At 68.8% G+C, this 24,405-nt stretch carries 23 protein-coding genes and 1 pseudogene; 15 read left to right on the top strand and 9 right to left on the bottom strand.

Annotated elements, in window-relative coordinates; translation table 11 throughout:
• The first annotated feature begins 38 nt into the window (after positions 1-38).
• From nrdF to H516_RS0114650, 3 genes are all read left to right on the top strand, one after another.
• Positions 39-1,061, top strand: a complete 1,023-nt coding sequence (nrdF, locus tag H516_RS0114660) for a class 1b ribonucleoside-diphosphate reductase subunit beta (protein WP_022890463.1) — start codon at positions 39-41, stop codon at positions 1,059-1,061.
• Between the two features lie 372 nt (positions 1,062-1,433).
• Positions 1,434-2,177, top strand: coding sequence for a formylglycine-generating enzyme family protein (locus H516_RS0114655; RefSeq protein ID WP_022890462.1), 744 nt, complete (start codon positions 1,434-1,436; stop codon positions 2,175-2,177).
• Between the two features lie 56 nt (positions 2,178-2,233).
• Positions 2,234-2,719 (top strand): nucleoside deaminase, encoded by a 486-nt coding sequence (locus H516_RS0114650; RefSeq protein ID WP_022890461.1) that lies wholly within the window; start codon positions 2,234-2,236, stop codon positions 2,717-2,719.
• Here the strand turns inward: H516_RS0114650 and H516_RS0114645 are convergent.
• Together H516_RS0114645 and H516_RS0114640 are read right to left on the bottom strand one after the other, a co-directional pair.
• Entirely contained in the window at positions 2,716-2,979 is a 264-nt protein-coding gene (locus H516_RS0114645) for a hypothetical protein (RefSeq protein ID WP_022890460.1), read from the bottom strand. The two genes, H516_RS0114650 and H516_RS0114645, sit on opposite strands and share 4 nt — an antisense overlap.
• Positions 2,980-3,067: 88 nt before the next feature.
• On the bottom strand, positions 3,068-3,766 hold the full coding sequence (locus tag H516_RS0114640; protein WP_245561837.1) for a M15 family metallopeptidase: 699 nt from the start codon (positions 3,764-3,766) through the stop codon (positions 3,068-3,070).
• A gap of 33 nt (positions 3,767-3,799) precedes the next feature.
• On the opposite strand from H516_RS0114640, the gene H516_RS0114635 reads away from it, so the two are divergent.
• Together H516_RS0114635 and H516_RS0114630 are read left to right on the top strand one after the other, a co-directional pair.
• Positions 3,800-4,495, top strand: coding sequence for a response regulator transcription factor (locus H516_RS0114635; protein WP_026378833.1), 696 nt, complete (start codon positions 3,800-3,802; stop codon positions 4,493-4,495).
• Complete coding sequence (locus tag H516_RS0114630) at positions 4,488-5,576, top strand: sensor histidine kinase (protein WP_022890457.1); 1,089 nt, start codon at positions 4,488-4,490, stop codon at positions 5,574-5,576. Before H516_RS0114635 ends, H516_RS0114630 begins: the two co-directional genes overlap by 8 nt.
• A gap of 131 nt (positions 5,577-5,707) precedes the next feature.
• Here H516_RS0114630 and H516_RS0114625 read toward each other — a convergent pair whose 3' ends face one another.
• On the bottom strand, positions 5,708-6,169 hold the full coding sequence (locus tag H516_RS0114625) for a VOC family protein (protein ID WP_022890456.1): 462 nt from the start codon (positions 6,167-6,169) through the stop codon (positions 5,708-5,710).
• 103 nt (positions 6,170-6,272) lie between these two features.
• On the opposite strand from H516_RS0114625, the gene H516_RS0114620 reads away from it, so the two are divergent.
• Complete coding sequence (locus H516_RS0114620) at positions 6,273-7,286, top strand: helix-turn-helix transcriptional regulator (protein WP_022890455.1); 1,014 nt, start codon at positions 6,273-6,275, stop codon at positions 7,284-7,286.
• Positions 7,287-7,289: 3 nt separating this feature from the next.
• On the opposite strand, the gene H516_RS0114615 is transcribed toward H516_RS0114620, so the two are convergent.
• The 4 genes from H516_RS0114615 to H516_RS0114600 form a co-directional block, all read right to left on the bottom strand.
• Positions 7,290-7,697, bottom strand: a complete 408-nt coding sequence (locus tag H516_RS0114615; RefSeq protein WP_022890454.1) for a VOC family protein — start codon at positions 7,695-7,697, stop codon at positions 7,290-7,292.
• 20 nt (positions 7,698-7,717) lie between these two features.
• Entirely contained in the window at positions 7,718-8,485 is a 768-nt protein-coding gene (locus tag H516_RS20390) for a hypothetical protein (protein ID WP_022890453.1), read from the bottom strand.
• Positions 8,482-9,408: a hypothetical protein gene (locus tag H516_RS0114605; RefSeq protein WP_022890452.1), complete on the bottom strand. Its 927-nt coding sequence runs from the start codon at positions 9,406-9,408 to the stop codon at positions 8,482-8,484. Before H516_RS0114605 ends, H516_RS20390 begins: the two co-directional genes overlap by 4 nt.
• Positions 9,409-9,523: 115 nt before the next feature.
• Positions 9,524-11,272, bottom strand: coding sequence for an L-aspartate oxidase (locus H516_RS0114600; protein WP_022890451.1), 1,749 nt, complete (start codon positions 11,270-11,272; stop codon positions 9,524-9,526).
• Positions 11,273-11,349: 77 nt separating this feature from the next.
• Here H516_RS0114600 and H516_RS20385 point away from each other — a divergent pair.
• Positions 11,350-11,727, top strand: a pseudogene (locus H516_RS20385) (LysR family transcriptional regulator); the annotation flags it as partial.
• A 265-nt stretch (positions 11,728-11,992) separates the two neighbouring features.
• Here the strand turns inward: H516_RS20385 and H516_RS0114590 are convergent.
• Positions 11,993-12,802, bottom strand: a complete 810-nt coding sequence (locus tag H516_RS0114590; RefSeq protein ID WP_022890449.1) for an SDR family oxidoreductase — start codon at positions 12,800-12,802, stop codon at positions 11,993-11,995.
• A gap of 64 nt (positions 12,803-12,866) precedes the next feature.
• Between H516_RS0114590 and H516_RS20380 the strand changes: the two genes are divergently transcribed.
• The 8 genes from H516_RS20380 (at position 12,867) to H516_RS0114550 (ending at position 22,535) form a co-directional block, all read left to right on the top strand.
• On the top strand, positions 12,867-13,517 hold the full coding sequence (locus H516_RS20380; RefSeq protein WP_211217101.1) for a TetR/AcrR family transcriptional regulator: 651 nt from the start codon (positions 12,867-12,869) through the stop codon (positions 13,515-13,517).
• Between the two features lie 226 nt (positions 13,518-13,743).
• On the top strand, positions 13,744-14,688 hold the full coding sequence (locus tag H516_RS0114580) for a LysR family transcriptional regulator (protein ID WP_022890447.1): 945 nt from the start codon (positions 13,744-13,746) through the stop codon (positions 14,686-14,688).
• A 162-nt stretch (positions 14,689-14,850) separates the two neighbouring features.
• Positions 14,851-15,879 (top strand): LacI family DNA-binding transcriptional regulator, encoded by a 1,029-nt coding sequence (locus tag H516_RS0114575; protein WP_026378829.1) that lies wholly within the window; start codon positions 14,851-14,853, stop codon positions 15,877-15,879.
• Complete coding sequence (locus tag H516_RS0114570; protein WP_022890445.1) at positions 15,876-17,420, top strand: sugar ABC transporter ATP-binding protein; 1,545 nt, start codon at positions 15,876-15,878, stop codon at positions 17,418-17,420. Before H516_RS0114575 ends, H516_RS0114570 begins: the two co-directional genes overlap by 4 nt.
• Positions 17,421-17,614: 194 nt before the next feature.
• Positions 17,615-18,613, top strand: coding sequence for an ABC transporter substrate-binding protein (locus H516_RS0114565; protein WP_022890444.1), 999 nt, complete (start codon positions 17,615-17,617; stop codon positions 18,611-18,613).
• 129 nt (positions 18,614-18,742) lie between these two features.
• Positions 18,743-20,386, top strand: coding sequence for a sugar ABC transporter ATP-binding protein (locus tag H516_RS20375; RefSeq protein WP_022890443.1), 1,644 nt, complete (start codon positions 18,743-18,745; stop codon positions 20,384-20,386).
• Positions 20,383-21,483: an ABC transporter permease gene (locus H516_RS0114555; protein ID WP_022890442.1), complete on the top strand. Its 1,101-nt coding sequence runs from the start codon at positions 20,383-20,385 to the stop codon at positions 21,481-21,483. The genes H516_RS20375 and H516_RS0114555 overlap by 4 nt, the downstream gene beginning before the upstream one ends.
• Positions 21,480-22,535: an ABC transporter permease subunit gene (locus tag H516_RS0114550; protein WP_022890441.1), complete on the top strand. Its 1,056-nt coding sequence runs from the start codon at positions 21,480-21,482 to the stop codon at positions 22,533-22,535. The genes H516_RS0114555 and H516_RS0114550 overlap by 4 nt, the downstream gene beginning before the upstream one ends.
• Before the next feature lie 66 nt (positions 22,536-22,601).
• Here H516_RS0114550 and H516_RS0114545 read toward each other — a convergent pair whose 3' ends face one another.
• Complete coding sequence (locus H516_RS0114545) at positions 22,602-24,392, bottom strand: acyl-CoA dehydrogenase C-terminal domain-containing protein (protein WP_022890440.1); 1,791 nt, start codon at positions 24,390-24,392, stop codon at positions 22,602-22,604.
• Between the last annotated feature and the right edge of the window lie 13 nt (positions 24,393-24,405).

Genomic DNA, 24,405 nt, shown 5'->3' with positions numbered 1-24,405 from the left:
AGCCCCGAGACATCCACCCGTTCTTCGAAGGAAACGACATGACCCTCACCGACCCGGTCAACTCGGCCAGCAACGACCCGGCGCACGTCGGCGGCAAGCTGAAGCTCGTCGACCACGTCAACGCCATCAACTGGAACCGCATCCAGGACGACAAGGATCTCGAGGTCTGGAACCGCCTGGTGAACAACTTCTGGCTGCCCGAGAAGGTGCCGCTGTCGAACGACATCCAGTCGTGGAACACGCTGACGGCCGAGGAGCAGACCCTCACGATGCGCGTGTTCACCGGGCTCACCCTGCTCGACACGATCCAGGGCACGGTCGGCGCGGTCTCGCTCATCCCCGACGCGATCACCCCGCACGAAGAGGCCGTCTACACGAACATCGCGTTCATGGAGTCGGTGCACGCGAAGAGCTACTCCTCGATCTTCTCGACGCTGTGCTCGACGAAGGACATCGACGACGCGTTCCGCTGGTCGGTCGAAAACCCGAACCTTCAGAAGAAGGCCGCGATCGTCATGGAGTACTACCAGGGCGACTCGCCGCTGAAGCGCAAGGTCGCGTCGACCCTGCTCGAGAGCTTCCTGTTCTACTCGGGCTTCTACCTGCCGATGCACTGGTCGAGCCGGGCGAAGCTCACCAACACGGCCGACCTGATCCGCCTCATCATCCGCGATGAGGCCGTGCACGGGTACTACATCGGCTACAAGTTCCAGAAGGGCCTCGAGCGCATCTCGCAGGCCGAGCGCGACGAGCTGAAGGACTACACCTTCTCGCTGCTCTACGAGCTCTACGACAACGAGGTGCAGTACACGCAAGACCTGTACGACGGCGTCGGCCTGACTGAAGACGTCAAGAAGTTCCTGCACTACAACGCGAACAAGGCCCTCATGAACCTCGGCTACGAGCCGATGTTCCCCAAGCAGGTCACCGACGTGAACCCGGCGATCCTGTCGGCGCTCTCGCCGAACGCCGACGAGAACCACGACTTCTTCTCGGGGTCGGGGAGCTCGTACGTGATCGGCAAGGCCGTTGTCACTGAGGATGAGGACTGGGACTTCTAAGGGCTTCTCGATGCCGCAGATCTGTATCTTGGCGAGGAAGATGTCGCCTCATGGAAGGTCGCCGGCTCCAACGCCGTGAACGCCGGCATCGCGGCTTCGGATGTGATCTGCGGCGTCGTCCTCGGTGAGTGCTCGAGGAGCGGGAACCACGACGATGCGCTTGTCGTTCGTGCGACAGCAGGCGGCTGCGGCGCTGGTCGAGCATGCCCGGAACCTCGTGGCGGAATCATCCCGCCGTTCAGCCGAGCGATAAGGAATGCGGGCGGTCAACGGCGTGCCGGCCACTCTGCCGTCAATCGGTGGGCGCGCGAAGGCCTGGTGGACCGTGGTCACACGACTGACGACGCGGCCGGAGCGTGCGAGACTGCCTCGGTGACGGACATCGAGATGGCGAGCATCGGCGGCGGCACCGCGGCCCTGCATGACGCGCGCCGCAAGATGCGGTGGAGCGTCGCGCTCGAGCCGTTCGAGATCGGGGTGTACCCGGTGACGCAGGAGCAGCTCGCCGAGATGATCGGCGAGACCGCGTCGCATCCGCGCCGACCCGCGGCCGACGTGAGTTGGCTGCGTGCGATCCGGTTCTGCAATGCGGCATCCGAGTGGGAGGGGCTCGACCCCGTGTACACCTTCGACGGCGAGGATGTCACGTGGCACGTCGACGCCGACGGGTACCGCCTGCCGACCGAGGCGGAGTGGGAGTTCGCGTGCCGGGCCGGGTCGATCGGTCCGCACTACGGCCCGCTCGACGAAGTCGCCTGGACGAGCGCCGACGGAGTCACGACTCCGCAGGAGATCGGTGCGAAGCTGCCGAACCTCAACGGACTGTTCGACACCCTCGGCAACGTGTGGGAGTGGTGCTGGGACCTGCTCGATCCCGCCCGCTACGACGACTACCGCGTATTCCGCGGCGGCGGGTTCGCGGATGACGCTTGGAGCGTCAGGGCGTCGACCCGGCGGGGCGGGGCGCCGCGTATGCACCATGAGGACGTCGGGTTCCGTGTCGCGCGCGGCGGCTTCGAGGCGACGGATACTGCGCAGGGATGGTCCGCGGAGGCGGACCGCGAGCGCGCCGCGATCGACGGGCCGCTCCCGTCAGGGTGGACGCCACGTCGTTGACCTGCGGCGTCGCGACGAGAGTCGCCATCCGCAGCCTCTCGCGCCAAGCTTGAATCATGACGATCTCCGAGACCGACCTCGTTCACCTGCGCCGCGCGGTCGAGCTCGCACGTGAAGCGCTCGCCGCGGGCGATGGTCCGTTCGGGTCGGTGCTCGTCGACGGTGCCGGCGTCGAGCGGTTCGCCGACCGCAACCGGGAAGTGAGCACGGGCGACCCGACGAGGCATCCGGAATTCGAGATCGCACGCTGGGCGGCCGCGAACCTGACCGCGAACGAACGGGCGGATGCCACGGTGTACACGTCTGGGGAGCACTGCCCGATGTGCTCGGCGGCGCACGCATGGGTCGGGCTCGGCCGAATCGTGTACGTCGCGTCGGCGGAACAGATCACCGGATGGCGCCGGGACCTCGGCGCCGAGCCGTCGCAGGTCAGCGTGCTGCCGATCACGGCCGTCGCGCCGGGCCTGCCGGTCGAAGGGCCGGTCGACGAACTCGTTCCAGAGGTGCGCGCGCTCATCGAGCGAGCGGTTCGCTTGCGTTAACCGGATGTCTCGCTCACGCCTGAGACGACCGGGTTTCGGATGTCGCGAAGTGGCGCGTAGTGCATCGGGGAGGCGACGAACAGCACGGCCGCGAGCAGGGCGACTGCGGTTCCGATGGAAGCCACCCGCGTCAGGACGGTGCGGGTTCGGTCCTGACGCGGGTGGCGCATCACGGCGAGCAGGCCCAGCCCGACCAGGCCTCCGGCGGTGTTGACGATGACGTCGGTGACGACGACGTCGGTGACGTCTGAACTCCCCACCGCCAGGGGATCTCGAGCTTCCACAGCACGAGCCAGACGAGCAGTACGAGGTAGAGCACGAACAGAACGCGAATGCCCGAGCGGCCGGTCACTGCTGCATCCTCGGGTCCTCGGTCGGGTCGGTGTACGGAACGGGGCATCCCTGCTCGACGGCGTCGGGACGCAGCTCGTAGTGCCACGGTTCGTTGTCGTAGATCTGGCACAGCCCATAGCCGGCGCCGTGCTCTGACAGCCACGACGTCGCATCGAACTCCCCGATGTCGACCGCCTCTCCCGACACGTGCGGCGACGTCGACGCGGTCGCCACCCACCGCGCCGCTTCCTCTTCCGAGCCGTACTCCGAGATCGCCTCGCGCAGGAGCTCGTCCTGGTACTCGGGCGAGCGCCAGCCGCTGTTGACGATGAACTCGACTCCGTCGCCTGCGGCGTCGGCCGCGGCCTGGCGAAGGGCGTCGAGCAGCGCTCGATCGAGGTTGGCGAGCGCCGCAATCTCGCCGTCGAACACTGTCAGGCCGTCTGGCACGCGGCCGGTTTCGTCGAGCGCACCACGGTTCTCGCCACCGGGTGCGGGAGGTACGCCACCAGGGGACAACGACGGTGATGCCGACGAGGAGCTGGGCAGTTGGTACCAGATCGCCGCCGTCATCGCCGCGATGACGACGACCAATCCGACGACCAGGAGCCGGCGAATCCGCAGCGTCGTCGTTCGTGCCGAAGGTCGGTTTCGAGTCATCCTGCCAGTCAATTCGGCACGTTGTTGCCAGCACGTATGCGGGTTTCGATACACCGGCGATATGCGCGAGTTCGTAGCATGAACACCATGCGCGTGCTGATCGTCGAGGACGAGCCGTACCTGGCGGAGGCCGTTCGCGATGGGTTGCGCCTCGAGGCGATCGCGGCTGACATCGCTGGCGACGGCGACACCGCGCTCGCGCTGCTGAGCATCAACGCCTACGACATCGCCGTGCTCGACCGCGACATCCCGGGCCCGTCGGGTGACGAGGTCGCCAAGCGCATCATCGCCTCCGGCAGCGGCATGCCGATCCTGATGCTCACCGCTGCCGACCGGCTCGACGACAAGACCTCCGGGTTCGAGCTCGGCGCCGACGACTACCTCACGAAGCCGTTCGCACTGAAAGAGCTCGTGCTGAGGCTCAGGGCGCTCGACCGACGCCGCGCGCACAACCGGCCGCCCGTGCGCGAGATCGCGGGCCTGCGTCTCGACCCGTTCCGCCGTGAGGTCTACCGCGACGACCGCTACGTCGCACTGACGCGGAAGCAGTTCGCCGTACTCGAGGTGCTCGTTGCTGCCGAAGGCGGCGTCGTCAGCGCCGAGGAACTGCTCGAACGGGCGTGGGACGAGAACGCCGACCCGTTCACCAACGCCGTACGCATCACGGTGTCGGCCCTGCGCAAGCGGCTCGGCGAACCGTGGGCGATCGCCACGGTGCCCGGCGTGGGCTACCGAATCGATTCCGGACCGAACGCCGCCGGGCCGGGCGACGATAGTGAGTAGGGCTCCCGGGCTGAGCGTTCGCCTCAAGCTCACCCTCAGCTACGCGGGGTTCCTCATGGTTGCGGGCATTCTGCTGCTCGCCGTCGTGTGGCTGTTCCTGCTGCGGTACGTGCCCGCCAGCGCGATCGCGACGCCCGAAGGAATCATTCCCGGTCGCTCCGACCTCATTCGGGCCTTCGTGCCGCCGGCGGCGTGGGCACTGTTCTTCCTGCTGCTGTTCGGCCTCTTGGGAGGCTGGATTCTCGCCGGCCGCATGCTCGCCCCGCTCACACGAATCACGGATGCCACGCGCCGGGCCGCGAACGGGTCGCTCTCGTATCGCATCGAACTCGAGGGCCGCAACGACGAGTTCCGTGAGCTCGCCGACAGCTTCGACGCCATGCTCGCGCGGCTCGAAGCGCACGTCGCCGAACAGCAGCGATTCGCCGCCAACGCGTCGCACGAACTGCGCACCCCGCTGGCGATCATGCAGACCCTGCTCGAGGTCGCCCACAACGATCCGAGTAGCGTCAGGGGCACGCTCATCGATCGACTCCACGCCGTCAACACGCGAGCGATCAACCTCACCGAAGCGCTGCTCCTGCTGAGCCGCGCCGACCAACGCTCGTTCACTCGAGAGCGGGTCGATCTGTCGCTCACGGCGGAGGAAGCGGCCGAAACGCTGCTGCCACTCGCCGAGCAGCGCCGCGTGACCATCGAGAACGCCGGCGACATCACGCCGACGATCGGCTCTCACGCGCTGCTGCTGCAGCTGACGACGAACCTCGTGCACAACGCCATCGTCCACAACCTCGCGCACGACGGCACCGTGTGGATCAGCACCGGCGTCGACGGAGCGAGGGCGGTGCTCACGGTCGAGAACACCGGTGAGAAGCTCTCGCCGCAGTTGGCTGCGACGCTCACCGAACCGTTCCAGCGGGGCACCGAACGCGTGCACACCGACGGCGCGGGAGTCGGCCTGGGCCTGGCGATCGTCGCAAGCATCACCCAGGCGCACGACGGAACGCTCACCCTCGCGCCGCGTGCCGCAGGCGGCCTCCGGATCACGGTGGAACTGCCCGCCGATCAGCACAGCGCGTAGCTGAAGAGCGATGACCGAGTTGCCGCCGAGGCGATTCGCGCCGGGCAGGCCCGAGGATGACTCCGACGCAGCGTACGTCAGAGGCCCCAGTAGTGGGTGGCGGCCGACCCGTTCGGCTTGCTCGCGAGGGCCTAGTTCTCGGCAGCGGCGACGTCGATCACCCAGGTGACGCCGAACCTGTCGGTGAGCATGCCGAAACCGGGGCTCCACGCCGAGGCGGCGAGGGGCTCGATGATCGTCCCGCCGTCCGACAGCGTGTTCCAGTAGCCCTGGACCTCCTCGAGGGATTCGCCGCGCACCGAGACGAAGAACGACTGATCGGTGATGGTGACACCGTTCTCACGGTGGGTGGAACCCGCGTTGCCCACCGATCCTCCGGACTGGCCGGGGATGTCGTAGGCCATCACGCGGAATCCGTCCTTCGTCTCGACGTGACCGAAGACGACGTTGTCGGCGCCGGGCGCGTCCTTCGGCATACCGAAGTCGCCGTAGGTCGCGATCACGACCTGGCCACCGAAGACGGATCGGTAGAACTCCAGTGCGCCGCGGGCGTCTCCGCGGAAGTTGAGGTGGGTGGTTGTCGCGATGCTCATGTCTGCTCCTCGTGAGGCGGTCGCCGGGGCATCTCCCCGGCACCTCCTACGTTCGCAGGCGTGTAGGGCAGATCTGGTCCTAGACCGGCCCTAGTATCGAGAAATGACGACGCCCACCTCGCGGCTGCTCGATCTCCTGTCGCTGCTGCAGGCCCGGCGTGATTGGCCGGGCGCGGTCCTCGCCGAACGGCTGAACGTCAGCCATCGAACCGTACGTCGCGACGTCGATCGCCTGCGGGCGATGGGCTACAACATCCACGCCACAATGGGGCCCGATGGCGGGTATCGCCTCGACGCCGGAAGCGAGCTGCCACCGTTGCTGTTCGACGACGAACAGGTCATCGCACTGGCTGTCGCGCTTCAGGCGGCAACCATCACCGGCGCCGGGATCGAGGAAGCGGCGATGCGGGCGCTGACCACCGTGCGGCAGGTGATGCCGTCGCGCCTGCGCCATCGTCTCGACGCCCTCGCGTTCACCGCAATCCCCGGCCAGCCGGGCGACGCGGCATCCGACTCGGTATCGCCGGATGTGCTCGTCGCGCTGTCGGCCGCTGCCCGGGCTCATGAGGTGCTGCGCTTCGACTACGCGAGTCGCCGCTCGGGCGACGACCCCCGATCAGCTCCGCCGCGCAGGGTGGAGCCGCACCACCTCGTCACGTCTCGCGGACGCTGGTACCTGGTCGCGTGGGATCTCGAGCTCGACGATTGGCGAATCTTCCGCGCGGATCGCGTCTCCCCGCGCACCCCCACCGGGCCACGTTTCGCACCCCGAGAGGTCCCGGGAGGCGATGTCGCCGAATTCGTGTCCGCACGATTCAAGGGATCCGACCAGATCAACCGGTGGCCCTGCAACGGCAAGGTCGTCCTTCACCGGCCGGCCGGCGACGTGCTGCCGTTCGCCGGCGACGGCATCGTCGAAGATCTCGGCCCCGAGCGGTGCAGCCTCGAAGTCGGATCGTGGTCCTGGATAGCCCTCGCTGCGTCACTCAATCGCTTCGATACCGAGATCGACGTCATCGGCCCGCCCGAACTCACCGCGGCATTCACCCTGCTCGCGGCCCGCAATGCCTCGACGGCGGCTCGCGAGTCGGGACCGCAAGTCCGGTCGCGACCGTGAGATTCAGTCTGCGGCCGATTCTCGGGGCGGGTTGTGCATGAACTCGAGGCGGATGCCGTTGTCGTCCTCGACGAAGGACGCGTAGTAGCGGTCGTTGAACCGCGGGTACACCTTCGGCTCGCGGACGGCCGTCCAACCTGCGCCGAGTGCGATCTCGTGCAGGCGATCAACGTCGGCACGCGTGTCGACGGCGAATGCGAGGTGCTGCCAACCGACACGGCCGTGCCGGTGCGGTCCAGTGCCCGTCTCGCGAGCGGGGAAGAGGATCAGCTCCTCTTCGCCCTTGTACCAGGACACCGACTCGTCAGCATCTTGCCGCGTGCAGCCGAGCGATTGCATCACCGGATCGAACTGTGCGATCGAGCGAGGCAGGTCGTCGACGGAGATTCCGAGATGGTCGAAAAGAGGCATCTGGACATCCTATGACTCGCCTACTCCGCGAGCGTGATATGCCGCCGGATGAGCACGGTGAGTCTCCGCGGGTCGATCGGCGACCGGGAGAGTCGGTTCGCTTCTGCGAGACCCGCAAGGCGATGCAGGTATCGTGCAGCATCACGACGAGACCCGATGAGTCCGGGCTCGTTGAGGCGCCACGGCGCGATGGTGTCGTAGCCATTGTGGTCGACGATCGACAGCAGGTTACTGAGGTCGATGACATCTTTCTGGGCCAGGCGGCTCGCCCAGCTATGGGCTTTCAGCAGCACCGCAGCTTCGACGGTCGGAACGTTCACCTCGAATGCGACCTCGTCTTCCGACAGGGTGGTGGCGACCACACGGACTGGGGAGGCAGCGTGCAACGCCACCGACAGGCCTGGGGAAGCGTCGAAGGCCCGCCCGCCGTGCTCCTCGCGGTGGAAGGCGCCGTTCAAGGAGGGGATGAGCAGATCGATCGTCGGTCGCGCGTCTTCTCGGTCGTGTTTCGTGTACCGGTTGCCCGATTCGGCGACGTACCCGGCAGCGGTCAACGCGTCATGCACCTGACCGGTGGCCGCGAGTTCGACGGACAGGCCGGCGTCGGAGTCACCGGTACGTCGTTCGATGAATCCGGGTGATGGGTAGGCGGCCGTGAGGATCGACACCATGTGCCCGCCGATGACGACGACATCGTCGAACGGTGCGAGGATCCGAGCGATGTCGGATAACGACTCGATGGCTGCATCGTCTTCTGCTCCGACGGCGACGAGGTGTGCGGTTCTCATCGCTGCTCCGGCAGCAGCCGTAGTGTGGCGGCTCGGATCATGCCCGCGGCCTCGTCTTGGTCGCCGGTGGTGCCGGTGTTCAGGATGTCGTGGGCGACGATCACCGGGTCGGCGGTACCTGGACGGTGGTGCAGCTTCGAGGTTGCCCAGAGGGTCGTGTCTGCGGGGACGGTAATGCTGAGCGTGTAGTCGTCGGCAGTGGCCGCGGCGAAACCGAGTGCGGCAGGATTCAGCTCGTTCACCGTGTACACGGTGGCGTGTTCCGGCACCCGCCAAGCGCTGATCTGCCGGGCAGCGAGATCTCCGCTGAGCAGGGCGCCGGCGTCGGCTTCGAGGATTGTGGCGGCTTGCTGGTCAAGTGGGTCGTCCCGCCACCAGTAGGTGGTGATGCCGCCGGGGCCGGGATACCGGGTGAGGGCGTAGTCGAACAGCGCGCCGTGATCGTCGCCCGTCGTGCGGGGCGGAACCTCGTCGGCAAGCTTCGCGACTGCGTTGGACACGGCCGGTTGGGAAACGTGGAATCTCGCGGCGAGCATGGTCTGGGGGAGCCGCTCTGGTGCGAGCAATGCCCGGGCGACCGCGAACTTCGTGTACGGCCGCGGGCCGCGACCGATGGCCTTCGTCGCCATGGCCGGCGTCTCGGTCAGGTCCTTCCCGTACCAGATGGCCCCCGGCGAGACGACCGCGACCCTGGGGTCTGACGTGAGTCGGTCGAGCTTTCGTGGGGTCGTGCCCAGAATGTAGAGCAGCAGGTGATCTTCGGTGCGGCTGAGGTCGTGTTCGACGGTGCGACGCCCGGGAGCTTTCGCGAGTTTCCGCACCAGCATGGGCACACCGTCGTCGGTTCGAACCGTGTCGGGGCCGGTCGGTGTGACGTTGACCCCGGCCTCCCGGAGCCTGCTGATCGCTTCGCTGATCTCCATGACAAAAGACCTCCGGTATAAGAGTTACCACGTTTTTGGTGCAAACTCTTATATTCCGTGAGTGCCGGGGCGGATGCCACGTGACATCCGCCCCCTCGGTCGACGGAACCGAGATCTACTCCACGAGCTTGCCAACCACCGAGACGTCGCGCATAAGGGCTGCGATCTCTGCCGGGATGGGCGGGATCTCCTCGCGGGTGACGCCGGTCGCGGGCGACCACACGAGGTTCACCTGCAGCGAGGCATCCGTCTCGGGGTAGTCGCTGCGGTTGTGGCATCCGCGGGTCTCGCGCCGTTCGAGCGCTGCCTCCAAAGTCGCCCGAGCGGCCAGCGCGGCCGACTTCAGGTCGAACGCGTGCGCGAGGTCCTGGTAGCCCGCGATGTCGGGGTGCACGCCGATGTCGGCCATGCGCGCCTCGATCGCGTCGAGCTCGGCGAGGCCGGCGCGCAGGCCCTCTTCGTCGCGCACGACGCCGGCGTGCTCGGTCATCGTGTCGCGGATCGCGCGCTGCAGGGCGCGCACGTTCTCGGTGCCGTCCGACTCGAGGAGCGCGGAGATCTCGGAACGCGCCGTCTGCACCGCGGCGGCCGAGCGGCGCTGGGCGTCGAGCGACGCCGAGTAGGCCGCGGCGGCCCGCCCGACGATGCGTCCGAAGACCAGCAGTTCGATGAGCGAGTTGCCGCCCAGCCGGTTCGCGCCGTGCAGCCCACTGGATGCCTCGCCGATGGCGTAGAGGCCCGGGACATCCGTGCCGTGGTCGTCGGGGCGCACCCAGACGCCGCCCATCGAGTAGTGCGCGGTGGGTGCGATCTCGATCGGCTGCTTCGTGATGTCGAGCATCTGCAGTTCGAGCACGGTCTGGTAGACGCGGGGGAGGCGCTGCATGATCGTCTCGCGGGGCAGGTGCGAGACATCCAGCCAGACGCCGCCGTTCGCGGTGCCGCGCCCCTCCTTGATCTCGGTGTAGCAGGCGAGGGCCACGCGGTCGCGGGTCGACAGCTCGAGGCGCTCGGGGTCGTACTTGTGCATGAAGCGCTCGCCGAGGCCGTTGGTGAGGATGCCGCCCTCGCCGCGGGCGGCTTCGGAGATGAGCGTGCCGGCCGCGTTCTCGGGCTCGATGATGCCCGAGGGGTGGAACTGCACGAGCTCGGGGTCGCGCACTCGACCGCCCGCCTCGACGGCGAGGCGCCACGAGTCGCCCGTGTTCTCGTCGCGCCGCGAGGAGGTGCGTCGCCAGATGCGGTTGTGGCCGCCGGCGGCGAGGATGACGGCGTCGGCGTGGATGAGGTACCGGGTGCCGGTCTCGAGGTCGAAGCCGTAGGCGCCGAACACCGCGCCGTCGTCGTTCACGAGGATGCGGGTGACGTAGACGGTGTCGAGGATCGGGATGTCGAGCTGCGCGGCCCGGTTGACGAGCGTGCGCTGGATCTCGAGGCCGGTGTAGTCGCCCGCGAAGGCCGTGCGGCGGTAGGTGTGCGCGCCGAAGAAACGCTGCGAGATGCGGCCGTCGGCCTCGCGCGCGAACGGCATGCCGTAGCGCTCGAGATCGTCGATGCCCTGGGCGGCGCCCTTCGTGACGGTCTCGACCGTGCGCGGGTCGGCGAGGAGGTAACTCTCCTTCAGGGTGTCGGCGGCGTGCTGCTGCCAGCTGTCGCCCGGGTCCATGGTCGCGAGGGCGGCGTTGATGCCGCCGGCGGCGAGCGAGGTGTGGGCGTCGTGCCTGGGTCGCTTGCCGAGGGCGAGCACGTCGACGCCCGCCTCGGCGAGTTCGATGGCGGCGCGCAGACCCGAGCCGCCCGTGCCGATCACGAGCACGGTGGTGGAGATCTGACGCTCGGGAGCGGGGTTGCCTGAGGTGGTCATGCGTTCCACGGTAGGTTCGCAGTTCGGATTACTCCAATGCATCATTCGATTGGCAACGATGCGCCTAGGCTATGAATATGAACCTCGAGCAGTTGCGCAGCTTCGTCGAGGTGGCGCGGTTCGGCAACTTCACCCGTGCCGCCGAGGAGCTCTACCTCGCGCAGCCCTCGCTGAGCCGCCAGATCGCCGCGCTCGAGCAGGATCTCGGCGCCGAGCTCTTCCACCGCGCCCGCGGCGGCAGCACCCTCACCGTCGCCGGCGAATCGCTGCTGCCGCTCGCGCGCCGCATGCTCGCCGACGCCGAATCGGTGCGCCGCGAGCTCGCCGAACTCGCCGGCCTCGAGCGGGGCCGCGTGCGGCTCGGCGCCACGCCGACGCTCTGCATCAGCCTCGTCGCCGAGGTGCTCAGCGCGTTCCACGCGGAGCATCCGGGCATCGAACTGCACCTCTCGGAGGCTCGACCGCACCATCAGCCTCGCCAGTCCGACGGGCGTCGCGCCGACGGCGGCCGTCGAGGTCATGCAGCGCACGATCGCGTCGACGGCGGCCGGGTTCGCCGCGCGTGCCGGGGTGACCATGCGCCCGGCCGATGAGGTGGAGCGGGCCCGGCGTAACCGGTCGAGCGGGGTGCCGAAACCGGGTGAACCGGTTGAGACGGGCGGACGACGCCGGCCCGACACCTCACACGGAGGTGCCGGGCCGGGTTCGTTCGCAGGAGGGCTAGGCGGTGGGTGCGGAGTCGTTCCACGACCAGATGTCGTCGCCCCGCAGCGTCGCGTCGGCGCCGCCGTCGCAGTAGATCGTCTGCCCCGCCATGTGCGTGTTCTCGACGCTCGTGAGCCAGACGAGCAGGTTCGCGATCGACTCGGCCGGCTGGTGGTAGTTGAGCGGCATCGGCACGGAGGCGTCGACCAGCGCGAGTCCCTCGGGGTTGTCGAGCAGGCCCTGCGTCATCGGGGTGATGACGGTGCCGGGTGCGACGGCGTTGAGCGGAATGCCCGAACCGGCCCAGGCCTCGCTGATCGACTCGCGGCGCACCCAGCGCGAGAGCGCGCGCTTCGACGACGGGTACGCGAGGTACCCGAGCGCGGGGCCCTGCTCGGCCAGTGCCGCGGCGGCGGCGAGGGCGCCCGGCTCGTCACCGGCGAGGGCGGCATCGACGATCGACGGGGCGACGGGCTGGAGCGAGGCCATCGACGAGACGACGGCGGCACGCGGGGCCGAGGAGGCGCGGAGCGCCGGCAGCAGGCCCTCGAGCATGGCCGTCACGCCGAAGAAGTTGACCGAGACGGTGATCGGGGCGGGTGCCGAGATGCCGGCGCACGCGATGACGCCGTCGACGACCCCGCCCGAGAGTTCGAGAACGCGTGCGATCGCCGCGTCGCGCCCCTCGGTGGTCGACAGGTCGGCCTCGACGTCGGCGTCGCGAAGGTCGACGCCGATCACGCGGGCGCCCTTCGCGTCGAGCGCTCGCTTCGTGGCGGCCCCGATGCCCGAGGCCGATCCGGTCACGACGTAGGTGCGGGTCATGATGTTCCTTCCGATTCGCGGAGCGAAGACTATATTTGACACAATACGCCAATAATCCTCGGAGGTGGCTGTGGAAACCTCGCCGACCAGCGCTGCGGCCGGCACTGCGACCGGCGCCGCCCCCGCTCGGGGCCGCGGTCGGCCGAGCGTCGTCGACGTCGACGCGGTCGCCGAGGCGGCCTTCGCCCTCTGGTCGGAGCGCGGTTACGCGGCGACTGGCTGGAGGGAGCTGGCCGACGCCACAGGAGTGAGCACGCGCACACTCATGCGACACTTCGGCACCCGTGATCGCATCGCCTGGGGCGAGGTCGAGCAGGCGAACGACCGGTTCGCGCGATCGATCGCCGAGCTCGGCGACGAACTGTCGATCGGTGAGGCGGTTCGTCGCGCGGTCGTCGACTCGGTCTCGCATGATGCCCACGTGCGCCGGAGCGCGGCGGCCTGGTTCGGCCTGATCGCGAGCGAGCCCGAGCTCGCCGCCACGGCGGCGGCCGCCGCGCGGGCCTGGACGGGGCGGCTCGCCGACTACCTCGGCAGCCGGCTGCCGGGTGCGTCGACGGGCATCTGCCGTGTGCTCGCCGCAGCCCTGCAAGCGGCGACCTTCGCAGCGCTCACGGGCTGGGTCGAGGCGGGCGCCGAGGGGGATCCGGCCGACGCCGTCGATCAGGCGCTCGCCTGGATCGACTTCTCCCGACCGGCGGCCGGTTCCGACTGACCCACGGGCGCGCCGCAGCCGAGCGGAGGCAGGCTACCGACCTCGCGGTCGCCCGGGTGGACGCCACGGCGCCGACCCGCCCGATCAGCCGAGCTCGTCGAGCAGCACGGTCGCACCGCCTCTGACGCGGTGCTGACTGAGGTGGTCATGCGTTCAACGGTAGGTTCGGGAGTTCGATTACTCGAATGCATCGTTCGTGTAGTGAAGGTGCGCCTAGGCTATCGATATGAATCTCGAACAACTGCGCGGCTTCGTCGAGGTGGCCCGGTTCGGCAACTTCACCCGCGCAGCCGAAGAGCTCTACCTCGCGCAGCCCTCGCTGAGTCGCCAGATCGCCGCGCTCGAGCAGGATCTCGGCGCCGAGCTGTTCCACCGTGCTCGCGGCGGCAGCACCCTCACGGTCGCCGGCGAGTCATTGCTGCCGCTCGCGCGCCGCATGCTCGCCGACGCCGAATCGGTGCGCAGGGAGCTCGCCGAGCTCGCCGGCCTCGAGCGCGGGCGGGTGCGGCTCGGCGCCACGCCGACGCTCTGCATCAGCCTTGTCGCCGAGGTGCTCAGCGCGTTCCACGCGGACCATCCGGGGATCGAGCTGCACCTCTCGGAGCAGGGGTCGCGGCGCCTCCTCGACGAGCTCGCCGGCGGCGAGCTCGACCTGGCATTGATCACCACGACGGATGCCTCGTCGGCCGAGCGGCTCACCGTGACGCCCCTGCTCGTGGAGGAGCTGGTCGTGATCTCGTCGGCCGGTGCACCGCCGATCACGATCCACGACCGCATCACGCTCGGCGACGTCGCCGCGCTGCCGCAGATCGTCTTCAGCTCGAGCTACGACCTGCGCGCCGCGACCGATCATGCCTTCGCCGCGGCCGGTCTCACCCCCGAGGTCGTGCTCGAGGGTGCCGAGATGGACACCGTGCTGCGGTTCGTCGAGCGCGGCCTCGGTGTCGCGATCGTGCCGGCGATGGTGCTTCTCGACCGCCAGGGTCTGCGGTCTGTGCGGCTCGATGCCGCCTCGCTCGACCGCACCATCAGTCTCGCGCGCCCGGCGGGCGTCGCGCCGACGGCGGCCGTCGAGGTCATGCAGCGCACGATCGCTGCGACCGCGAGGGCGTTCGCGGCGCGCGCGGGCGAGACGATGCGACTCGCCCCGACGTCGCACGAAGGCGGTTGATCCGGCAGACCGGGCTCCGATCGGCGAACACGGCGAAAGGGGCTCAGGCGCGTGGGCACGGGGAACGAACGAATAGGCTGGTGCCGTCGAGGCGCCGGTGCGCGGCCGTGTGCGCTCGGCGACCCAGACGCAGCGGCAGAGTGGTGAGGCAGGAGATCGGTGGTGAGTGACCTCGAGACGGGCGAACGCCCCGAGAAGCTCGGCATCCGCGAGGTCGCCGCGCTCGCCGGTGTGTCGCACATGACGGTCTCCCGCGTGCTCAACGGGCATCCGAACATCCGCCCGGCGACCCGGCAGCGCGTGCTCGACGTCATCGAGGAGCTCGACTTCCGGCCCAACAGCGCCGCCCGCGCGCTCGCCACGCAGCGTACGCAGCGCATCGGCGTGATCGTCGAGAGCTCGGTCGAGTACGGGCCGACGAGCACGCTGCGGGGGCTCGAGTTCGCCGCACGATCCGGCGGGTACTCGGTGACCTCGGTGGCCATGCAAGACGATGCGAGCCTCACCCCCGAGGGTGCGGTGAGCCACCTCACCGCGCAGGGCGTCGACGCGTTGTGCATCGTCGCGCCGCGTTCGTCATCGGTGTCAGCGCTGCGGCGCGTCTCGATCGATGTGCCGGTGCTCGTCGTGAAGGCGGCGAAGGACCCGAACTTCCTCACCGTGAGCGTCGATCAGCAGCTCGGCACGAAGCTCGCCGTCGACCACCTGGTGTCGCTCGGGCATCGCGACATCCTCCACCTCGCAGGTCCCCTCGACTGGCTCGACGCGCGTGGCCGGGAGCGTGCGTTCCATGCGCGTGTCGAGCAATGGGGGATCAGGGCACGGCCGATCGTCGTCGGCGACTGGACGAGCGACTTCGGCTACGACTACGCGGCCGGCTTGAAGGGCGTGCCCGAGTACACGGCGATGTTCGCCGCGAACGACGAGATGGCGCTCGGCGTCGTCCACGGCTTCCATGACCGGGGCATCCGCGTTCCCGATGACGTGAGCGTCGTCGGCTTCGACGACCTCCCGCTCACCCGGCACTTCATTCCGCCGCTCACGACGGTGCGGCAGGACTTCCACGCGCTCGGCATCAAGGCGATGGAGGTGCTGCGAGCGGCCCTCGAGGGCCGCGAGATCCCGCAGCGCTCGAAGATCCCGAGCGAGCTCGTGGTCCGTTCGTCGACCGCGCCGCCGAGGTCGTCATGATCAAGACGGATGCTTCGGCGCGACCGGTCGTCGAGATGACCGGTATCACCGTCGAGATCGACGGCACGACCGTGCTCCACGACGTGGGTCTGCGCCTGTTCGCAGGCGAGATCCACGCGCTCATGGGCGGCAACGGAGCGGGCAAGTCGTCGCTCGTGAAGGCGCTGACGGGCGCGTACCGCATCGACGCCGGCGAGGTGAGGATCGCCGGTGAGCCGGTGTCGCTCGCGGGGCCCGCCGAGGCGGAGGGGGCGGGTGTCGCGGCCGCCTTCCAGGACGTCGACCTGTGCGGCAACCTCTCGATCGCCGAGAACGTGATGATCGGCCATGAGGAGCGGCGCTGGTACGGCATCTCGTGGGGGGCGACCCGGCGCAGGGCCGAGGCCGTGCTCGACGAGCTCGGACTCGGCGACCTCGACCCGCGGCTCGCGGTGCATGAGCTGCCTCCGGCGATGCAGCAGCTCGTCGCCATCGCGCGGGCCATGGTGACGCATCCGAAGGTGCTCGTGCTCGACGAGCCGACCTCGAGCCTCGACGCCGACGAAGTGGCCACGCTGTTCCGTGCGTTGCGGAGGCTACGCGAGCACGGCGTCGCGATCCTGTTCGTCTCGCACTTCCTCGAGCAGGTGTACGCGATCAGCGACCGGATCACGGTGCTGCGCGACGGCCGTGGCCAGGGGGAGTACCCGACGCGCGAGCTCGACCGCGTCGTGCTCATCTCGAAGATGATCGGCAAGGACCTGGCCGAGCTCCGCCGGATCGGTTCAGAGCGACGGGCGCACCGCGCGGACCCGACCGGAGCCCCGGTGTACCGGGCGGTCGGCGTCGGCCGCCGCGGCGAGTTCGAGGCGACGGACTTCGAACTCCATCGCGGTGAGGTGGTCGGTCTCGGTGGTCTGCGCGGATCGGGCCGCAGCGAGTTCGGCCAACTGCTCGCCGGCGTCGCACGCCGCGATTCGGGCACGATCGAGATCGACGGACGCACGGTCGCGCTGCCGAACCCGGCCGCCGCGCTGCGTCACCGAATCGCCTTTGCGAGCGAGGACCGTCGTGACGGCGGCATCATCGAAGAACTGAGCGTGCGCGACAACATCGTGCTCGCGCTCCAGGCGATGCGGGGATGGGCGCGGCCGATCTCGCGAGCCGAGCGCGATGGCCTCGTCGACCGCTTCATGGAGTCGCTCGCGATCGTCGCCCCCGGGCCCGAGGCGCCGGCGCGCCGGCTCTCGGGCGGTAATCAGCAGAAGGTGCTGCTCGCCCGCTGGCTCGCAACCCGGCCGCACGTGCTCGTGCTCGACGAGCCCACACGCGGCGTCGACATCGGCGCGAAGGTCGAGATCCAGGCGCGCATCGCCAAGATGGCGAGAGACGGCGTCGCCGTGGTGTTCATCTCGTCGGAGCTCGACGAGGTGGTGCGGCTCAGCGACCGCATCGCGATCCTGAAGGATCGGCGGAAGATCGGCGAAGTGAGCAACGGGCCGGGGCTCAGCGTCGACACCATCATCGAGATGATCGCCGCCGACGACGACGACGACGCGTAGCGTCCGCCGCGGGCTCGCCGCCCATGCTTGCCGGACTCGGAGTGTTTCCGGGAACATTCGGTTTGCCATCCCGCTCTTGTTCCCGGTAACATTCATACGGCGCCGCACCGAGCGCCACTGCAATCACCCGGGCGTCGGCACAGCGCAGACCCCGTAGCCGGCGCAAGCGTGCCGGATCTCAAGGAGGAGATCTCATGTCAGTTCAGAGGCGGTTCGTGAAGTTCCTCGGCCTGGCGGCCGTCGGCGCGCTGAGCATCGGCCTTGCCGCGTGCTCGAGCAGCGGCGGCGACGGTGCTTCGGGCGGCGAGGGCGACGACCTCACCACCGTCGGCTTCGTCGCGGTCGGCCCCGAGGGTGCCTGGCGCGAGGCCAACGAGAAGAACATCCAGGAGACGTTCACCGAAGACGCGGGCTTCGAGCTCAAGTACGCCCCGGCGACGAACCTCGACCAGAAGTCGCAGATCGACGCCTTCACGTCGTTCGTCGACGAGGGTGTCGACGTCATCCTGCTCTCGGCCACGGAGGCCTCGGGCTGGGAGGACTCGCTCAAGCGTGCGCAGGAGGCCGAGATCCCGGTCGTCCTGCTCGACCGCGGCATCGAGCCCGACGACACGAGCCTGTACGTCACCCGCATCGCCCCCGACAACGTCGAGGTCGCGAAGGAGGTCGGAGCCTGGGCTGTCGAGCAGTTCCCCGACGGCGGCAACTACATCACCCTCGAGGGCCCGGCGGGCGTCGGCGTGGTCAACGAACGCAACGAGGGCTGGGATGCCTCGGTCGACGGCTCGAAGCTCGTCGAGGTCGCCGCGCAGACCGCGAACTGGTCGGCCGAAGAGGGCAAGAGCGTCACTGAGACGCTGCTCAAGGCGAACGGCAACGACATCCAGCTGATCTTCGCCCAGAACGACGAGATGGGTCTGGGCGCGGCGCAGGCGGTCGAGGAGGCCGGTCTGAAGCCCGGCACCGACGTCAAGATCGCCACGATCGACGGCACGCTCGCCGCGATGGAGGCGCTCGCCGCCGGTCAGCTGAGCTACGTGCACGAGTACAACCCGCTGTTCGGCGAGACCGCGCTCGACGTCGTGAACAAGACGCTCGAGGGCGAGTCGGTCGACTCGTACATCATCGTGCCGAGCGAGGCGTTCGACTCGCCCGAGGCCGCCGAGGCCGTGCTCGCCGACCGTCAGTACTGATCGTCGCCCGCCGCCGCGGTCGCGGCGCGCAGCACCCGCGGTGCGGGGCCGGCTCGAACGCCGGCCCCGCACCATCCGACTCGAAGTCCGGTCGTCCAGACGCGCCCGGAGCACAGGAATGCGATTCCCATGAGTGAAGCACTGCCCATCGTCGAGATGCGCGACATCTCGATCGAGTTCCCCGGCGTCAGGGCGCTGGACGGGGTGGACTTCCGCCTCTTCCAGGGTGAGGTACACGCGCTGATGGGCGAGAACGGCGCCGGCAAGTCGACGCTCATCAAGGCGCTCACCGGCGTCTACAAGATCGACGGCGGCTCCATCGTCGTCGCCGGCCAGGAGCGCCAGCTGCACGGAACGCGCGACGCCCAGAGCGCCGGCATCTCGACGGTGTACCAGGAGGTCAACCTGGTCACGAACCTCACGATCGGTGAGAACGTCATGCTCGGCCACGAAGTGCGGGGCGCGTTCGGCGTCAACTGGCGGGCCACCCACGAGGCCGCGACCGAGGCGCTCGCCCGGCTCGGGCTCGAGCACCTCGACACCCATCGGCCCCTCTCGACATTGTCGATCGCCATGCAGCAGCTGGTCGCGATCAGCCGCGCGATGGCGATCAAGGCGAAGGTGCTCATCCTCGACGAGCCGACCTCGAGCCTCGACGCGGCCGAGGTCGAGGGTCTGTTCCGCGTGATGCGGACGCTGCGCGACCAGGGGGTCGCGATCCTGTTCGTCTCGCACTTCCTCGACCAGATCTACGCCATCAGCGACCGCCTGACGATCCTGCGCAACGGCCGCTACGAGGGCGAGTACCTGACCCGCGACCTCGACCGGCACGCACTGATCTCGAAGATGATCGGCAAGGACCTCAATTCGCTCGCCTCGCTCGGCGGCAACCGCCGCGTCGACGCGCGCGACTACGCAGCCGAAGCGCCGCTGCTCTCAGCGAAGGGGCTGGGCCGTCGCGGCTCGATCGAGCCGACCGATCTCGACGTCCACCGCGGCGAGGTGGTCGGTTTCGCCGGCCTCCTCGGATCCGGACGCACCGAACTCGCCCGGCTCCTCTACGGCGCCGACCGAGCCGACGACGGCGAGGTGACGCTGCACGGCAAGCGGGTCGACCTGAGGGCGCCCGCCGACGGACTCGGCAAGCGCATCGCCTTCTCGACCGAGAACCGCCGCGACGAGGGCATCATCGGCGACCTCACCGTGCGCGAGAACATGATCCTCGCGGTACAGGCCGAGCGCGGCTGGGCCCGGCCGATCCCGCGCAAGGAGCAGGACGAGCTCGTCGACCAGTACATCGAGGCGCTGAACGTGCGCCCGCCCGACCCGAACCGACTCATCAAGAACCTCTCGGGCGGCAACCAGCAGAAGGTACTGCTCGGCCGGTGGCTCGCGACGAAGCCCGAACTGCTGATCCTCGACGAGCCCACGCGCGGCATCGATGTCGGCGCGAAGGCCGAGATCCAGGAGGCCGTCGCGCAGCTCGCGGAGGACGGCGTCTCGGTCGTCTACATCTCCTCGGAGCTCGAGGAGGTCGTGCGCCTCAGCGAGCGCATCGTCGTCTTGAAAGACCACCAGAAGATCGGCGAGATCGTCAACGGCGCCGACGTCACCGCACAGATGGTCGTCGACGTCATCGCCGCACACGGTGTCGAAGCTGCCGAGCGTGACATCATCGATGCCGAGGCGCCGCACACGAACGATGCGTCGCACCCGGGCGACGCGCAGCACACGACCGTGCCGGCGACTGCCGCGACGGAGGAGGAATCATGAGCACCGGTGCTCGAACGTCGTGGCTGCGCGAGCTCGTTCGGAAGCCGTTCTTCTGGGGTCTGGTCGCGATCGTCGCGCTCCTCGTCCTCAACGTCCTGAAGGACCCGAACTACCTCGCGATCTCGTACGACCCTGAGACGGGCCGCCTCGTCGGCAACGTGGTCGACATCCTGCGCGCCTCCGCGCCGATCCTGATGATCGCGGTCGGGATGTCGCTCGTCATCGCCACCGGCGGTATCGACCTCTCGGTCGGCTCCGTGATGGCCGTGTCGGGCGCCGTCGCGATGGTGCTCATGAAGGATGCCGGTGATTCGGGTTCTGTTCTCGTCGCGCTGGGGGCCATCGGGCTCGCGTTGCTGATCAGCGCGGTGCTCGGTGCCGTCAACGGCGTGCTGGTCGCCTACGTCGGCCTCCAGCCCTTCATCAGCACCCTCATCATGATGCTCGCCGGCCGCGGCATCGCGAAGGTCATCACCGAGGGCCAGAACACCTCGGCCTCGAACGAACCGTTCCGGTGGATCGCCAACGGCTTCCTCATCGGACTGCCGGTCGTCTTCCTGCTCGCGATCGCGATCGCGATCGTCGTCGGCCTGGTCGTGCGCCGGAGCGCGCTCGGTCTGATGATCGAGGCGATCGGCATCAACCCGAAGGCGAGCCGGATGGCGGGCATCAAGCCGAACGGGCTGCTGCTCACGGTCTACATCCTGAGCGGCGTGCTCGCGGGCGTCGCCGGCATCATGTCGGTGGGCACCGTCATGACGGTCGACGTCTCGCGCACGGGCTACCAGATGGAGCTCGACGCGATCCTCGCGGTCGTCATCGGCGGGACGTCGCTCTCGGGCGGCAAGTTCTCGATCGGCGGCGCCGTGGTCGGGGGCCTCCTCATCGCGACCCTCGACAAGACCATCGTGTTCCTCGGCATCTCCTCGTCGGCAACGCCCGCCTTCAAGGCGATCGTGATCGTGGTGCTCTGCCTGCTGCAGTCGCAGCGTGTGCGCAGCTGGTTCGTCCAGCGGCGCAAGCCCCCGCGCGCGTCGGCCGCGCCGAGCGCCGTTCCGTCGGAGAAGCCGCAGCAGAAGCAGGAGGTGACGGCATGACCGCCGTTCAGACGCCCAGCGTCGACGCACCCGTCGACGGCCCCGGAGGCTCGAAGCTCGGGTCGACGATCAAGCGCGTGATCGCGTCGAACCCTTCGGTGCTCCCTACCGTCGCCGCGATCGTCATCTTCATCGGCATGGTGATCTACGGCGAGGTGGCCTACGGCCGCATCGTGCAGTACAACACGCTGTCGAACCTGCTGATCAACAACGCACACCTCATCATCCTCGCCGCGGGCATGACGTTCGTGATCCTCACGGGCGGCATCGACCTGTCGGTCGGTTCGGTCATCGCGTTCTCGAGCGTCGCCGGGGTGATGCTCGCGAACGCGGGATGGAATCCGTGGGTCGTGATCGTGCTGATGATCCTCATCGGCACGGTGTTCGGCCTCGCGAGCGGCATCCTGATCCAGTACTTCAACGTGCAGCCGTTCATCGCGACGCTCGCCATGATGTTCCTCGGGCGGGGGCTCGCGTCGCTGCTCAGCACGCAGCCCGAACGCCTGGCCGACGACTCGCAGCTGCTCTGGCTCGGTGAGCAGTTCAAGCTCATCGACGGCGAGAAGGTGAACGACGTCGTCATCACGCCCGGGGTGATCATCGCGTTCGTCGTCGTGCTCGTCGCCTTCTTCGTGCTGCACCGCACCCGCACGGGGCGCACCGTGTACGCGATCGGCGGCTCCGAGAGCTCGTCGGCGCTCATGGGCCTCGCGGTGCCCCGCACCAAGATCCTCGTGTACGTGATCAGCGGCACGCTCTCGGGCATCGCGGCGGTGGTCTACACCTCGCGCCTCGGCATCGCGCAGAACATCACGGGCATCGGCTGGGAGCTCGACGCCATCGCGGCGACCGTCATCGGCGGCACCCTGCTCACGGGCGGGTACGGCTACGTGCTCGGCTCGGTCGTCGGCGCGCTGGTGCTCGGCCTCATGAACGTGCTCATCACCCGCGACGGCGGCATCCCGCCGGAGATGACCACCATCATCACCGGCGGCATCCTGCTCGTCTTCGTTCTGCTCCAGCGGGCGGTGACCTCGAAGCGGCAGACGTAGCCGATCGCACAACGACGATGCGCCCGCCCCGAAAGGGGCGGGCGCATCGTCGTTCGCTGGTTCGGGTCAGACGCGCGCGCGGACCGCGTCGCCGAGTGCGTCGGCGTCGAGGGCGAAGAGGTCGCGCGAGCCTGCGGTCGCCGCACCGACGAGGCCCGCCGCCTGCGGCAGCAACTGCTCGGCGTAGAAGCGCGCGAGCGGCAGCTGCGTTTCGGCGATGCCGTCGTCGCCCTGACCGCGTGCGGCGAGGGCCGACTTGGCCATCAGCCAGCCGCCGACGACGAGGCCCCAGATGCGCTGGTACGGGCTCGAGCCCGAGAGCACCGCGTTCGGGTCGGTCGCGCCGGTGCGGAGCATCCACCCGGTCGTGCGCTCGAGCACGTCGAGCTGCGCGCTCAGGTTGCTGCGGATCGAGGCGAACTCCTCGCCCGCCGCGGCGAGGTCGGCGTCGAGCTCGCGCATGGTCGCGATGAATTCGAGGGCGGATGCCCCGTCGCGGACCGGCAGCTTGCGGCCGACGAGGTCTGCGGCCTGGATGCCGTTCGTGCCCTCGTAGATCGCGGCGATGCGCACGTCGCGGTAGTGCTGGGCGGCACCCGTCTCTTCGATGAAGCCCATGCCGCCGTGGATCTGCAGGGCGAGCGAGGTGAGCTCGTTGCCGAGGTCGGTGCCGAACGACTTCGAGATCGGGGTCAGCAGGCCGACGATCTCGTTGGCCCGGGCGCGCACTGCGGCGTCGGGGTGGTGGGTCGACACGTCGGTGTACGTCGCGACGAGGAACATCATGCGGCGCATCGCGGCGATGTAGGCCTTCTGCGTCATGAGCATGCGGCGCACGTCGGGGAAGTCGATGATGGGGGAGTCCTGGGTGGCGCCGATGGCACGGCCCTGAATGCGCTCGCGGGCGTAGTCGAGCGACTGCTGGTAGGCGCGCTCGGAGACGGCGAGGCCCTGCATGCCGACCGAGAGGCGGGCGCTGTTCATCATGACGAACATGATGCGCATGCCGATGTTCTCCTCGGCGACGAGGTAGCCGGTGGCGTCCTCGTAGGAGAGCACGCAGGTGGGCGAACCGTGGATGCCCATCTTGTGCTCGACGCCGACGGTGTGCACGCTGTTGCGCTCGCCGATCGAGCCGTCCTCGTTCATGAGGAACTTCGGCACGATGAAGATCGAGATGCCCTTGGTGCCAGCGGGTGCGTCGGGGGTGCGGGCCAGCACGAGGTGCACGATCTGCTCGCTGAGGTCGTGGTCGCCGAAGGTGATGAAGATCTTCTGGCCGGTGATGCCGTAGGTGCCGTCTTCGCGCTTGACCGCCTTGGTCGTGAGCGCACCGACGTCGGAGCCGGCGTGCGGCTCGGTGAGGTTCATGGTGCCCGTCCACTCGCCCGAGACCATCTTGGGCAGCCACTGCTGCTTCTGCTCGTCGCTGCCGTAGTGGAGGAGCGCCTCGATCGCACCCTGGGTGAGCAGCGGCGCGAGGGCGAAGCCCATGTTCGCGGTCGCCATGAGCTCCTGCAGCGCGAGGCCGACGGTACGCGGGAACCCGCCGCCGCCGAACGCCTCGGGCAGGGGCACCGAGCCCCAGCCGGCGTCGACGTACGCCGAGTACGCCTCCTTGAAGCCGGTCGCGGTCGTGACGCTGCCGTCGGGGTTCAGCGTCGAACCCTCGAGGTCGCCTGCACGGTTGGTGGGGGCGACCATCTCGGCCATGAAGTTGCCCGCTTCGTCGAGGATCTCGGTGACCGTCTCGAGGTCGGCGTGCTCGAAGCCGGGCAGCTGCGCGACGGCGTCGTAGTCGACGACGTGCTCGAGTGCGAAGGCGATGTCTGCAACAGGGGGTCGGAATCCGCTCATGCCCGCAGCGTAG

The organism is Agromyces italicus DSM 16388 (assembly GCF_000421545.1).
In the GTDB taxonomy this organism is placed as follows: Bacteria; Actinomycetota; Actinomycetes; order Actinomycetales; family Microbacteriaceae; genus Agromyces; species Agromyces italicus.
The sequence above is the reverse complement of the archived record's forward strand: the minus strand, read 5'-3'. Positions and strand labels throughout refer to the sequence as shown.